Consider the following 12,357-nt stretch of genomic DNA (forward strand, 5'->3'; position numbering starts at 1 on the left):
CGCTCGGGGCGTCGATTCGGGGCGATCGGTCGGTCCGGTCCGCCGGCCGCCGGCCGGCGCCCTCCATCCTGCCGTGTGCCGCCGGCGCCGCGCGCCGTACCCTCGGACAACGTGGAACCATCACCATCTGGACAGAAGGTGGCGCCGGACCCGACCGGACCGGGTGGCGCCGCCGACGGGTACGCCGAGCGGCTGAGCCTGCCCTGGTGGCTGTGGCTGGCCGGGATCGCGGCCGGCGGGCTGTTCGCGGCCGAGATCTGGATGGGGGCCGGCGGCGTACGCGCCTGGCTGCCGTTCGTGGTGATACCGCCGCTGGTGCTCGGCACGCTGTGGTGGCTGGGCCGGATCCGGGTCGCGGTGACCGACGGCGAACTGCGGGTCGACGACGCCCGGCTGCCGGTGCGCTTCGTCGCCGACGCGATCGCCCTGGACGCGGCCGGCCGCCGGGAGGTGCTCGGGGTGGGTGCCGACCCGCTGGCGTTCGTCGTACAGCGGCCGTGGGTGCCCGGCGCGGTGCAGGTGGTCCTCGACGACCCCGACGACCCGACGCCGTTCTGGGTGGTCAGCTCCCGGGACCCGGTCCGGCTGGCCGAGGCGATCCTCGCCGCGCGCGACGCCCGCGCCTGACCGGTCCGGCTCAGGAGCGGGGCAGGCCGGGACCACCGAGTGCCTTGCGCCCACCGCGCAGGTCGTCGCGGATCCGGTCGCCGAGGCTGCGGGTCGCCCGCCGGTTGAGCAGGCTGGCCACGGCGGCACCGGTGAGCATCGGGCCGAGCGTGGTGAGGTTGCGGCCGAACCTGCGCAGCAGCATGTCGCGCAGCTCCTTGCGGGCCGCGGTGCCGAGGATCGCGGCCATCCCGCCGCCGGGCAGCAGCGGGTTCACGCCCCGCCCGCTCGACCAGGCCTGCAGCAGCGCCACGGCGCGTTCGGCGCCGCCGCCCTCGACCGGCACGCCGTACACCTCGTGGAGTTCACCGATCAGCTTGACCTCGACGGCGACCACCGCGATCGTCTCGGCGGCCAGCAGCACGGGCGCCGAGAGCAGGGTCGGCGCGGCGACCCACTGGATCGAGCCGACGCTGCCGCCGGCGGCGCCGATGCCGGCGGTCGTCCGCGAGGCGTTGCGGACCAGGCGCTCGGCAAGGACCTCGCCCTCGATCCCGCCGTAGTGCCGGCGCAGGGTCTCCAGATCGCGGATCGGGACGTGCGGGGCGATGTCGCCGATCGCGTCGGCCATCCAGCGGATGGCGGCCCTCGGCTTGAACAGGTCGCCGACGCCGCGACCGCGGAACTGGTTGATCATCCGGCCGAGCAGCCGCTTGCGCTGGGCCGGTTCGAGGTCGTCGGCGGTCAGCTCGACGACGGTGCCGCTCAGGTCCTCGACGGTGCCCGGCTCTTCGACGGTGCCGGCCTCGACCATCGCGGCGTCGCCGGAGGTCCCGGGCTTCCCGGCGGCCGGCTTCAGCTCGCCTGTCGAGCCGGCGGTACGGCCGGACTCGGCAATCGGCGCCGGCACATCCGACGGGACGTCCGGCGCCGGGTCTGGGCGGCTCATGGTCTGCCCTCCAGCACTTCGTTGGTCCAGTTCGCTCGGCCGGGGACGCGGGCACCGCACCACCGGGCGCTACGAGTCAAGCAGGGCCCCGCCACCCGCGCACGTCGAACTGAACGCGGCGACCCCGGTCCGAGGCCGCCGCCTCCCCCCTCGTGCGTCGGAACTCAGGCGCACTCCCGGCAGATCAGCTCGCCGTTGCGTTCCACGGCCAACTGGCTCCGGTGGTGCACAAGGAAGCAGCGCGCGCAGCGGAACTCGTCCGACTGCATCGGCAGCACCTTGACCGTGAGTTCCTCGTCAGCCAGATCGGCACCGGGCAGCTCGAAGCTCTCGGCCACCTCGGCCTCGTCGACATCCACCGCGCCGGACTGCGAGTCGACGCGTCGTGCCTTGAGCTCTTCCAGGCTGTCCTCGCCGAGGTCAACCTCGTCGCGACGCGGAGCGTCGTAGTCGGTGGCCATCGGTTCACTCTCCCGTATCGATGAGTCGTTGCCGGTTTGTAACGCCGGACGACAGTGTTTCGGTACCCACGGTCGCCGGGATGCCGCCCTTCTCGAAAGAACTGCCCCGGCGAGCGGGGTACCTTACCCCCTCACAAGCGAGGCATGTATACCGCCCTCGTCGGATGGATGTACGCCTGGACGCGAGAAGTTGTTCCCAATGTGACTCAGGCGACACGAAGATAGGGGCCCGGGTCGACTGATCATCGTCGCCGCGCCGGCAGGTCCCCCCTTGTTTCCGCGCACCGGCCGGACAACCGCTAACCTCGGCGGCATACTCGGTAGCCACGGGGCCGACCACGGGTCGGCCGACCGGTCACCGGCCCTCACTCAGTCACCGGGAGCAGTCTCATGAGCTTTGCGCGGGTGCGGGCACTCGTCGTCGTCGGCGCGCTGGTCGTGTTCGCACTGATCTTCGTGGTCTTCGCCCTCGTCCGGGACACCCAGGGTGGCCAGAACACGGCCAACTCCTGCCCCGAGGGCTGGGCACTGGCGAACCTGACGCTCCGCGAGCCCAAGGACGTCAAGATCAATGTCTACAATGCGACAGATTCGGTCGGGCTGGCCACGAGCGTCGCGGGCGACTTCTCCAACCGTAAGTTCCAGGTCGACAAGACCGGCAACGATCCGCTGAAGAAGGGCGTCGACGGGGTCGCCGTCCTGCGCTACGGCCCGAAGGCCGTCGGATCGGCACACCTGCTGCGGGCCTACTTCCTCGACGAGGCCCGCCCCGAGTACGACCCCGCCCGCGAGGACGACGTCGTCGACGTGGTCATCGGCACCGGCTTCAAGCAACTCGCCACGACCACCGAGGTCAACCAGTCGCTGGTCGAGCTCGGCGGCCGGCCGGAGCTGCCGCCGCAGACCTGCGCGGCCCCGACCGACCAGACCTGACCGGTCCGGTCCCGGGGCACCCCGGGACCGGTCACGACACCACCGCCGCCACCGGCCGTCCCGGCCCCACCGAGGGTCGCCGGGGCGGCCGGTGGCGTCACGGGCCGCCGGCCGCGTCCAGTTCGACGAGCAGGTCGTGCAGCGGGCCGAAGAGCGCCGGCGGGGCCGCCACGACCAGGTCGGGACCGGCCGGCTGCCCCTTGAGACCGCCGAGCACCAGGCCGGCCTCGGTGGCGACCAGCCCGCCCGCCGCCTGGTCCCAGGCGTTGAGCCCCTTCTCATAGTACGCGTCGATGGCCCCCTCGGCGGCCAGGCACAGGTCGATGGCGGCGGCGCCGGCCCGCCGGATGTCGCGCACCCGCGCGATCAGGCCGAGCAGCACCCTGGCCTGGTGCAGGCGCCGGGCCGGGTCGTAGCCGAATCCGGTGCCGACCAGCGCCTGGGCGAGGTCGGTCTCGGCCGAGCCGTGCAGCCGGTGGCCGTCGCGGTAGGCGCCGCCACCGAGGGTGGCCGTCCACTCGGTGCCGGTGGCGATGTTGCGCACCACCCCGGCGACCACCACCCCGTCGACCTCGGCGGCCAGTGAGACCGCGTAGTTGGGCAGCCCGTACAGGTAGTTCACGGTGCCGTCGATCGGATCGAGGATCCACCGTACGGCCGCACCGGCCGCCGGCCGGTCGCCGGAGACGCCGTACTCCTCGCCCAGCACGGTGTCACCGGGACGGGCGACTCGCAGGTCGGCGATGACCTGACGCTCCACCGCCCGGTCGGCGGCGGTGACCACGTCGGTCGCCGTGCTCTTGGTCGCCACCGCGCTGACGCCCTCGGCGCGCATCCGACGGGCCGTCGCGGCGCCGTCGCGGGCCACCCGTACCGCGATTTCCAGCAGATCCTGCGGCTTCGGTGCCGTGTCCTTCACTCCTACCTCCCTCACCACCGCTATCATCCTTACAAACTCCACGTTCGCTCCCATTCGGCGGCCCTGTGCCGCCGTTGCGGCGTGCGACGCGGGATGATCGCTGCCGGCGGAGTTACAATTCACGCCTACCCTCGTGCAACGGCCCGCCCGCCAGCGGCCGGGCCGGGACTCGGGGGTCACCCACCACACCGCCCGGCAGGTCGCTCCGCGCTGCGCTGGACGGTCCGGCCGTGCTCGCTCATCGCCTCCGGAAGGTCATTCGTGACAGAACCCCGCCACGTCGGCGCTGACGTCCGCTCGCTCACCGACACCCTGATCGCCCACGCCGAGCGCGCGGGTGGACAGCTAACGTCGGCGGAGGTCGCGCGCACGGTCGAGTCCGCCGAGGTGACTCCGGCCCAGGCCAAGAAGATCCTGCGCGCCCTTTCCGACGCCGGGATCACCGTGGTGGTGGACGGCTCGGCGAGCACTCGCCGCCGGGTCGCCGCCGCCCGGTCGGTCACGCCCGCATCGCGGGCGACGACCGCCAAGGCGACCAAGAAGCCGGCGCCACCCGCGCCGGCGCCGAAGCAGGCTCCCGCGCCCGAGGAGGCGGCCGCGCCGGCCAAGAAGGCCGTGCCGCGCAAGGCCGCCGCCGGTGGCGAGGCCGCGCCGGCGCCCACCAAGGTGGCGGCGAAGGCCGCCCGGACGGTGAAGGCGGCCGGCGGCACCGGCCCGGCGAAGGCGACCGGTCCCGCCAAGGCCACCAAGGCGACCAAGGCCACGGCCAAGGCCGAGGGCGAGCCGGGCGCCGACGGCGAGATCGATCCGGAGGAACTGGCCGCGATCGAGGACGTCGTCGTCGAGGAGCGCGCCGAGCTGACCAAGGCGGCCGAGGCGGACGCGTCCGCGTCGGCGTCCGACAACGACTTCGAGTGGGACGACGAGGAGTCCGAGGCGCTCAAGCAGGCGCGCCGGGACGCCGAGCTGACGGCGTCGGCCGACTCGGTCCGCGCCTACCTCAAGCAGATCGGCAAGGTTCCGCTGCTCAACGCCGAGCAGGAGGTCGAGCTGGCCAAGCGGATCGAGGCCGGCCTCTACGCCGCCGAGCGGCTGCGGGCGGCCGACGAGGGCGAGGAAAAGCTCGTCATCCAGCTCTCACGGGACCTCGGCTGGATCTCGCGCGACGGCGAGCGGGCCAAGAACCACCTGCTCGAGGCCAACCTCCGGCTCGTGGTGTCGCTGGCCAAGCGCTACACCGGGCGGGGCATGGCCTTCCTCGACCTGATCCAGGAGGGCAACCTCGGCCTGATCCGCGCCGTCGAGAAGTTCGACTACACCAAGGGCTACAAGTTCTCCACCTACGCCACCTGGTGGATCCGCCAGGCCATCACCCGCGCCATGGCCGACCAGGCCCGCACCATCCGCATCCCGGTGCACATGGTCGAGGTCATCAACAAGCTCGGCCGTATACAGCGCGAACTGCTCCAGGACCTGGGTCGTGAGCCCACTCCGGAAGAGCTGGCGAAAGAGATGGACATCACACCTGAGAAGGTGTTGGAGATCCAGCAGTACGCCCGCGAACCGATCTCGCTCGATCAGACCATCGGTGACGAGGGCGACAGCCAGCTCGGCGACTTCATCGAAGACTCCGAGGCCGTGGTCGCGGTCGACGCCGTGTCGTTCTCACTGCTGCAGGACCAGCTCCAGCAGGTGCTGCAAACGCTCTCCGAGCGCGAGGCGGGCGTCGTACGGCTGCGCTTCGGGCTCACCGACGGCCAGCCGCGCACCCTTGACGAAATCGGTCAGGTCTACGGCGTGACCCGGGAGCGGATCCGCCAGATCGAGTCGAAGACGATGTCCAAACTGCGGCACCCGTCGCGGTCGCAGGTGCTCCGCGACTACCTGGACTGACCCCGCCACGTCAACTGATCGTGTCGCTTTGATCACCAGTCGTATATCCGACTGCGGTAATTGGTCGGTTACGCGATTGTGATCGTTGACGTGGCACCCTTGGTACACGGCAAACTGTCCCAACGATGTGTGACCTCGGTCCCCCGAGGGCACGTTGGGAAGGCCGCACCCACCATGGGTGTTGCACGATAGGTGAGAGCAACGACCGAAGAACGTGTTCATCGGTGACGACCCGAGGAGGAAGGCGATGACCCCGACCCTCACGCCGCCGCCCGAGACGGTGGCTCCCCCAGCCGCCGATGAACGGTGCGACCGCTGCAACGCCGCCGGCAAGCTCCGGATCACCCTGTCGGGTGGCAGTGAGCTGGTGTTCTGTGGACACCACGCGAACAAGTACGCCGAGGATCTTGTCAAGATCACCGTACGGTTCGTGGCCGACCCGGAGTTCAACTGGCGTGGCGCCGACCTGATGGCGAACTGAGACGTTCCGGTTCCGCCCGGCAACCACCGGGCGGGACCGGACGTCCGATCCACCGAGACGCGAAAGCGGCCGGAGTTTCCCCTGGCGGGAGCCTCCGGCCGCTTCGTGTATCCGGCGGCATGTCGCCGCCGTCCGGTATGGCGGTGCCGGGCCGCCACTGTCCGGGGTGTCCCCGCCGTCCGGCGCGGCGCCGGGCTCAGAGCGACTGCATCGTCGCGATCCGCTCCTCGAGCTGCTCGATCGTGGCCTGGGCGCTGGGCGGCCCACCACACAACCGGCGCAGCTCGGCATGGATCTTGCCGTGCGGCAGCCCGGTGCGGTGGTGCCGGGCGGCCACCAGGGCGTTGAGCTGCCGGCGCAGCCGGATCCGCCGCTCGGCGGCCGTCGGTGGCGCGACCACCGGCTCCCGGGGTTCCGGTGCCGGATCCGCCTTCCGGCGGCGCTGGGCGGCCAACTGCTCCGCCTGGCGCTTGTTCAGCAGCAGCGCCACCTGGTCGGCGGTGAGCAGGCCGGGCAGGCCGAGATAGTCCTCCTCCTCGGGGGTGCCGGCCTGGGCACCGGTGCCGAAGGACGCGCCGTCGAAGATCACCTGGTCGAGTTCGGCGGTCGCGGACAGCGCCTCGAACCGCTTCTCCAGCTCGCCGCCGGCCTTCTCGTCGCGCTGGGCCCGCTCCAGCAGCTCGTCGTCGAAGCCCTCCTTCTTCGGCCCGCCGAGGATGTGGTCGCGTTCGGCCTCCATCTCGCTCGCCAGCCCGAGCAGGTGCGGCACGCTCGGCACGAAGACCGAGGCGGTCTCCCCCGGCCGGCGGGCCCGGACGAACCGGCCGATCGCCTGGGCGAAGAACAGCGGCGTCGACGCGCTGGTGGCGTACACGCCGACCGCCAGCCGGGGGATGTCGACCCCTTCCGACACCATCCGCACCGCCACCAGCCACCGGTCCTCGGAGGCGGCGAACGCCGCGATCCGGGCCGACGCCCCCACGTCGTCGGAAAGCACCACGACGGCCTTCTGGCCGGTCAGCCGCTCGATCAGCCGGGCGTACGCCCGCGCCGACTGCTGGTCGCTGGCGATCACCAGCCCGCCCGCGTCGGCCATCCCACCCTCGCGCAACACCTGCAGGCGGGCGTCGGCGGCCCGCAGCACCTGTGGCATCCAGTCACCGGCCGGATCGAGTGCCGTACGCCACGCCTGCGCGATCAGGTCCTGCGTCATCGGCTCGCCCAGCCGGGCCGCCAGCTCGTCACCGGCACTGGTCCGCCACCGGGTCTCCCCGGAGTAGGCCAGGAAGATCACCGGCCGTACGACGCCGTCGCGCAGCGCGTCGGCGTAGCCGTAGACCGAGTCGGCACGGGACCGTTGCAGGCCGTCCCCGCCACGCTCGTACGTCACGAACGGGATCGGGTTGTCGTCGGACCGGAACGGGGTGCCGGTGAGCATCAACCGCCGTACGGCCGGCTCGAAGGCGGCCTTGACCCCGTCGCCCCACGAGCGGGAGTCACCGGCGTGGTGCACCTCGTCGAGGATGACCATGGTCCGCCGGGTCATCGTGCGCCGCCGGTGCACCTGGGGCGCGATCCCCACCTGCGCGTACGTCACCACCGCCCCGTGGAAGTCCCGGGACGAGTGCACGTCGGCGTTGCGGAACGACGCGTCGAGCTGGATGCCGACCCGGGCCGCCGCCTGCGCCCACTGTGTCTTCAGGTGCTCGGTCGGGGCGACGACGGTGACCGCCTCGACGGTGCCGTCGGCGATCAGCTCGGCGGCGATCCGCAGCGCGAACGTCGTCTTGCCGGCGCCCGGCGTGGCGACCGCCATGAAGTCCGGGGACCGGCGACGCAGGTACTCCACCAGCGCCTTGCGCTGCCAGGAGCGCAGCGCCGGAAAGGACTGCGTCGAGACCGGTTGGCTGACCACGCGGAGGCCCCCTTCCGATGGTTACGGCCACGGGCGTCGCACCGCCACGAGCCCCATGGAAACGCCTCCGCGACCGGTGGCCGGCGAAGGCCGTCCCAGCATAACCACGACCGTTCCCGCCCGCCCCGGACGACACCGCCACCCCCCGGACACCCACCGGTCACACCACCCCGTCACGCCCCTCCCACGCCATCCACACCCGCACCCGCGCCGTCGCCCGCGCCCGTTGATCGCGCCCGTTGATCAAGGAGAAACCGTGGGCGTTTCGCCGGAAGTCGCCGGCAACTACTCCTCGATCAACGCGGCGGGTCGGGCGGGGTGGGCGGGGACGGCGGGGGCGAGAGGGGCGGGGGCGGGGGCGAGGGGGATGGGGCAGGCGGGGAGGGCGGGAAAGGGCGGGTGGGGGCGATCGGGGCGGACCACTTGCGGCGCAGGGCGATCAGGCGTACCGCGAAGATGAACGCCGCGGCGGCGACCAGCGGGACCGGGCCGGTGAGCCCGGCCGCGTCGACCGCGACCACGGCGACCGCGCCGCCCAGCGCGGCCACCGCGTAGATCTCGCGCCGCAGGACGACCGGGATCTCCCCGGTGAGCAGGTCACGCCCGAGCCCGCCGCCGATGGCGGTGAGCATGCCGATCACGCACGCGCCGACCGGCGGCACCTGGGCGTCGAGGGCCTTCACGGTGCCGGTGACGGTGAACAGGCCCAGCCCGGCGGCGTCGAGGACGAGCACCGTACGGCGCAGCCGGGCGAGTCGCGGGTGCAGGTAGAAGACGAAGCCGGCGGTGACCGCGGCGACGGCCACGTAGCGCCAGTTGGCGAAGGCCAGCGGCGGCACCTCGCCGATCACCACGTCACGGATGATGCCGCCGCCGAGGGCGGCCACGAAGCCGACGAAGACGACGCCGAAGAGGTCGAGGCGTTTGACGATCGCGGCCGACGCCCCGGACGCGGCGAAGACTGCCACCCCGACCAGGTCGGCCAGGAGCAGCACGGTCGAGGTGTTCACCGCGCCGAGGCTACGGGTGCCAGCTCAGGGCTCAGCCCCGCATCGACTCGTAGATCTCCTTGCAGCGGGGGCACACCGGCGAGCCGGGCTTCGGGCTCTTGGTGACCGGGAACGTCTCACCGCAAAGGGCGATCACGAAGGTGCCCATCACGGCACTCTCGGCGATCTTCTCTTTCCGGACGTAGTGGAACATGTCCGGCCCGGTGTCGGCGTCCTTCAGCTCCGGACGCTCGAGAACCTGTGTGCTCACGCGACAACACCTCCGACAAACCAGTTTGACAGGTCACCATCCCACGGTCCAACGCGGCCGGCGCGGGCGCGGGCCGTACCGTGGTGATCGTGACCGATCCTGCCAACCGCCCCGGCCTGCCCGAACACCCGACCCATCCGATCCGGTACGGCGAACACGTCGCCGAGGCGCGGCGCACCGGTCGGCCGATCGTGGCCCTGGAGAGCACGATCGTCTCGCACGGCCTGCCCCGACCGGACAACCTGCGGGTGGCCCGCGAGATCGAGGCGACCGTACGCGAGGCGGGCGCGGTGCCGGCCACCATCGGCATGGTCGGCGGGCAGCTCGTCGTCGGCCTCGACGACGCCCAGCTCACCCACCTGGCCGGCGCCGACGGCGTCACCAAGCTGTCCGTACGCGACCTCGCGGTGGCCGCCGCGACCGGCGCGGACGGGGCCACCACGGTCGCCGCGACCAGCGCGGTCGCCGCGGCCGCCGGGATCGGGGTGTTCGCCACCGGCGGACTGGGCGGGGTGCACCGGGAGGCGGTGCAGACCTTCGACGAGTCGGCCGACCTGACCACCCTGGCCCGTACCCCGATCGCGGTCGTCTGCGCCGGCGTGAAGTCGATCCTCGACGTCGGCGCCACCCTGGAACGGCTGGAGACGCTGGGGGTGGCCGTCGTCGGCTACCGCACCCGCCGGTTCCCCGGCTTCTTCATCACCGACGGCGGCTTCGACCTGGACTGGTCGGTCGACACCCCGGAGCAGGTGGCGGCCGTCCTGGCCGCCCGGGCGGCGCAGGATGTGCACCACGGCGGGCTGATCGTCGCCAACCCGCTGCCGGTCGACGAGCAGCTCGACCCGGCGCTGCACGACCGTACGCTGGCCGAGGGCCTGGCGCTGCTGGCCCGCGACGGGATCACCGGCAAGGCGGTCACCCCGTTCCTGCTCTCGCACTTCCACTCCGCGACGCAGGGCGCGAGCCTGGCGGTCAACGTACGGATCATCCTGAACAACGCCCGGCTGGCGGCCCGGATCGCCGCCGCCGCGCCGCCCGGCGCCGACCGGACCGGGGCTGGCCCGATCGGTGCCGGCGGCCTGACCGGCGCCGGACCGGGCGGTAGCGTGCCGACCGTGGCCGGATGACCGGCGAGCCGTCGCCCGCCGGTGCCGGCGGCGACCGACCCCGGATCGTCGTGCTCGGTGACGTGGTCACCGACGTGCTCGCCGTGCTCGGCGGCCCGCTGGCCATCGGATCGGACGCCCGGGCCGGGATCAGCGTCACCGGCGGCGGCCAGGCGGCCAACACCGCCGCCTGGCTGGCGGCCGGCGGTACGCCGGTCACCCTGGTCGCCGCGGTCGGCGCCGACGACGCCGGCCGCGCCCGGATCGCCGAACTCGCCGGCCTCGGCGTCGACACGGCGGTCCACGAGAGCCCGGACGCGCCGACCGGCACCGTGATCGTGCTGGTCCACGACGGCGACCGGACGATGGTCACCGACCGGGGCGCCAACCTGCGCCTTCCTCCCGGGCACGTCGATGCCGCGCTGGCCGCCCGGCCCGGGGCACGGCACCTGCACCTGTCGGCGTACCCGCTGCTGGACGCCGGGTCGCGCGACGCCGGGCTGCGGGCGCTGGCCGCGGCGCGCGGACGCGGCATGTCGACCAGCGTCGACGCGGCGTCCGCCGAGCCGCTGCGGCAGGTGGGCGCGGCGGCGTTCCTGGACTGGGTACGCGACGTCGACCTGCTGCTGGCCAACGCCGACGAGGCGGCGGTGCTGGCCGGTGACCGGAGCCCGGCCGAACAGGCGCGGGCGCTGTCGGCGGGGATCCGGCACGCGGTGGTCAAACGTGGCGGGGCCGGGGCGGTGTGGGCGCGACCGGACGGCGGGGTGGTCAGCGAGGCCGGCCGGCCGGTGCCGGTGGTCGACGCGACCGGCGCCGGTGACGCGTTCGCGGCCGGCCTGCTCGGGGCGTGGGTCGCCGGTGGCGACCCGGCCGCCGCGCTGCGCGCCGGGGCGGCGCTGGGCGCGGTGGCCGTGGCGACGGTCGGCGCCCGGCCGGCGACCGCCCGGTCGCGGGCCGCCTCCGCCGCCGGTCCGGTCGGCTGACGCCCCCCGCCGCCGGCCCCGCCTGCTGACACCCCCCTGCCGGGCCGGCCGGCTGACGGCCGGCGGCGTCGTCAGTCGGCGTCGATGATCCGGGGCTGCTCGGCGGCGGTGAGGGTGCGTGGCGCGGGCTCCTCCCGCGACCGGTGCCGCATCCGGTTGACGAAGCGGTGCTCGTCCTTGGGCGGCCGGTCGTTGGCCAGCAGGACGGCCAGCCACGGTACGAGCACCATGCCGATACCGCACAGCGGCAGCCAGATCCACAGCAGTGGCACGTCGAGAGTGATCAGGAAACCACCGGCGATCAGGCAGGCGACCCGGATCAGCATCATCACGATGTAACGCACCTGGCGGCTGTGCAACTGGTCGTTCTGGCTGCGCGGGGCGTCGGTGATCAGGATCGGCCGGTGGCCCGTCTGCTTGACCATGGCACTCCTCACTTGACCATGGTTCTCCTGGTGGGTCCGATCCCATCCTGCCACCTCCCGCGCCGGCCGTTCGGGCAACCTCTGTCGATCTTGGACGTACCACGCGCGTGGTACGCTCCTGCGGTGGGCAACCGGTTCAGCTTCACCGATGAAGCGCTCGGCAACCTGGAGGTCTACGCGGTCAGCCCCACCGAGGTCTGGCAGGCCCTGCGGGCCCCGCACCGGGTCATCCGGCACCTCGGCGACGACGCGATGGTGGTCTACTCGACCACCCGCCGGGGCCGGCGACTGGCCATCCTGCTCGCCGAGGCCGACCACACCGACAACGACTGGGACATCCTCTCCGCCCGCGAACTCAGCGACAGCGAGGCGAAACGCTACGACGAGGCGGTGGGGCGATGGCGAACGCGAGGGGGCGGATGA

The 12,357-nt window shown here is 72.9% G+C and carries 13 protein-coding genes and 1 pseudogene; 7 read left to right on the top strand and 7 right to left on the bottom strand.

Annotation, left to right across the window (positions count from 1 at the left end; all coding sequences use genetic code 11):
* Positions 1–138: 138 nt before the first annotated feature.
* Positions 139–627: a DUF3093 domain-containing protein gene (locus tag QCD66_RS28270; RefSeq protein WP_364208778.1), complete on the top strand. Its 489-nt coding sequence runs from the start codon at positions 139–141 to the stop codon at positions 625–627.
* A 10-nt stretch (positions 628–637) separates the two neighbouring features.
* Here QCD66_RS28270 and QCD66_RS28275 read toward each other — a convergent pair whose 3' ends face one another.
* Positions 638–1,420, bottom strand: coding sequence for a hypothetical protein (locus QCD66_RS28275; protein WP_364208781.1), 783 nt, complete (start codon positions 1,418–1,420; stop codon positions 638–640).
* A 299-nt stretch (positions 1,421–1,719) separates the two neighbouring features.
* Entirely contained in the window at positions 1,720–2,016 is a 297-nt protein-coding gene (locus QCD66_RS28280) for a DUF4193 domain-containing protein (RefSeq protein WP_121159124.1), read from the bottom strand.
* A 405-nt stretch (positions 2,017–2,421) separates the two neighbouring features.
* Here QCD66_RS28280 and QCD66_RS28285 point away from each other — a divergent pair, with 405 nt between their 5' ends.
* Entirely contained in the window at positions 2,422–2,949 is a 528-nt protein-coding gene (locus QCD66_RS28285; protein ID WP_357536420.1) for a LytR C-terminal domain-containing protein, read from the top strand.
* 97 nt (positions 2,950–3,046) lie between these two features.
* Here QCD66_RS28285 and QCD66_RS28290 read toward each other — a convergent pair whose 3' ends face one another.
* Positions 3,047–3,895, bottom strand: a complete 849-nt coding sequence (locus QCD66_RS28290) for an inositol monophosphatase family protein (protein WP_375735794.1) — start codon at positions 3,893–3,895, stop codon at positions 3,047–3,049.
* Between the two features lie 234 nt (positions 3,896–4,129).
* On the opposite strand from QCD66_RS28290, the gene QCD66_RS28295 reads away from it, so the two are divergent.
* Both QCD66_RS28295 and QCD66_RS28300 read left to right on the top strand, forming a co-directional pair.
* Positions 4,130–5,761 carry an RNA polymerase sigma factor gene (locus tag QCD66_RS28295; protein ID WP_364207794.1) on the top strand — a complete coding sequence of 544 codons (1,632 nt, stop codon included), beginning with the start codon at positions 4,130–4,132 and terminating at the stop codon, positions 5,759–5,761.
* Positions 5,762–6,008: 247 nt separating this feature from the next.
* Positions 6,009–6,242, top strand: coding sequence for a hypothetical protein (locus QCD66_RS28300; protein ID WP_344141869.1), 234 nt, complete (start codon positions 6,009–6,011; stop codon positions 6,240–6,242).
* A gap of 196 nt (positions 6,243–6,438) precedes the next feature.
* On the opposite strand, the gene QCD66_RS28305 is transcribed toward QCD66_RS28300, so the two are convergent.
* The 3 genes from QCD66_RS28305 to QCD66_RS28315 all read right to left on the bottom strand — a co-directional run bounded on the left by QCD66_RS28305 (position 6,439) and on the right by QCD66_RS28315 (position 9,417).
* Complete coding sequence (locus tag QCD66_RS28305) at positions 6,439–8,157, bottom strand: DEAD/DEAH box helicase family protein (protein WP_364207796.1); 1,719 nt, start codon at positions 8,155–8,157, stop codon at positions 6,439–6,441.
* Between the two features lie 296 nt (positions 8,158–8,453).
* Complete coding sequence (locus tag QCD66_RS28310) at positions 8,454–9,167, bottom strand: trimeric intracellular cation channel family protein (RefSeq protein WP_407566858.1); 714 nt, start codon at positions 9,165–9,167, stop codon at positions 8,454–8,456.
* A 31-nt stretch (positions 9,168–9,198) separates the two neighbouring features.
* Positions 9,199–9,417: a DUF3039 domain-containing protein gene (locus tag QCD66_RS28315; protein ID WP_364207800.1), complete on the bottom strand. Its 219-nt coding sequence runs from the start codon at positions 9,415–9,417 to the stop codon at positions 9,199–9,201.
* A gap of 140 nt (positions 9,418–9,557) precedes the next feature.
* Here QCD66_RS28315 and QCD66_RS28320 point away from each other — a divergent pair.
* Together QCD66_RS28320 and QCD66_RS28325 are read left to right on the top strand one after the other, a co-directional pair.
* Positions 9,558–10,448 (top strand): annotated as a pseudogene (locus tag QCD66_RS28320) (pseudouridine-5'-phosphate glycosidase); the annotation flags it as partial.
* 92 nt (positions 10,449–10,540) lie between these two features.
* Positions 10,541–11,509 (top strand): carbohydrate kinase family protein, encoded by a 969-nt coding sequence (locus QCD66_RS28325; protein WP_407566859.1) that lies wholly within the window; start codon positions 10,541–10,543, stop codon positions 11,507–11,509.
* 71 nt (positions 11,510–11,580) lie between these two features.
* Here the strand turns inward: QCD66_RS28325 and QCD66_RS28330 are convergent, their stop codons facing one another.
* Positions 11,581–11,934 (bottom strand): DUF3099 domain-containing protein, encoded by a 354-nt coding sequence (locus QCD66_RS28330; protein WP_375737254.1) that lies wholly within the window; start codon positions 11,932–11,934, stop codon positions 11,581–11,583.
* Between the two features lie 123 nt (positions 11,935–12,057).
* Here QCD66_RS28330 and QCD66_RS28335 point away from each other — a divergent pair, with 123 nt between their 5' ends.
* Entirely contained in the window at positions 12,058–12,357 is a 300-nt protein-coding gene (locus tag QCD66_RS28335) for a hypothetical protein (protein WP_357536080.1), read from the top strand.

The sequence above is a fragment of the Polymorphospora sp. A560 genome (assembly GCF_045781765.1).
GTDB classification, from domain to species: domain Bacteria; phylum Actinomycetota; class Actinomycetes; order Mycobacteriales; family Micromonosporaceae; genus Polymorphospora; species Polymorphospora lycopeni.

What these genes read in the sequence shown, in the direction of transcription:
- QCD66_RS28300 (WP_344141869.1), top strand. Translation starts at nt 6,009, where the DNA reads ATGACCCCGACCCTCACGCCGCCGCCCGAGACGGTGGCTCCCCCAGCC.
- QCD66_RS28275 (WP_364208781.1), bottom strand. Translation starts at nt 1,420, where the DNA reads ATGGTCGAGGCCGGCACCGTCGAAGAGCCGGGCACCGTCGAGGACCTG.
- QCD66_RS28290 (WP_375735794.1), bottom strand. Translation starts at nt 3,895, where the DNA reads ATGATAGCGGTGGTGAGGGAGGTAGGAGTGAAGGACACGGCACCGAAG.
- QCD66_RS28325 (WP_407566859.1), top strand. Translation starts at nt 10,541, where the DNA reads ATGACCGGCGAGCCGTCGCCCGCCGGTGCCGGCGGCGACCGACCCCGG.
- QCD66_RS28330 (WP_375737254.1), bottom strand. Translation starts at nt 11,934, where the DNA reads ATGGTCAAGCAGACGGGCCACCGGCCGATCCTGATCACCGACGCCCCG.
- QCD66_RS28280 (WP_121159124.1), bottom strand. Translation starts at nt 2,016, where the DNA reads ATGGCCACCGACTACGACGCTCCGCGTCGCGACGAGGTTGACCTCGGC.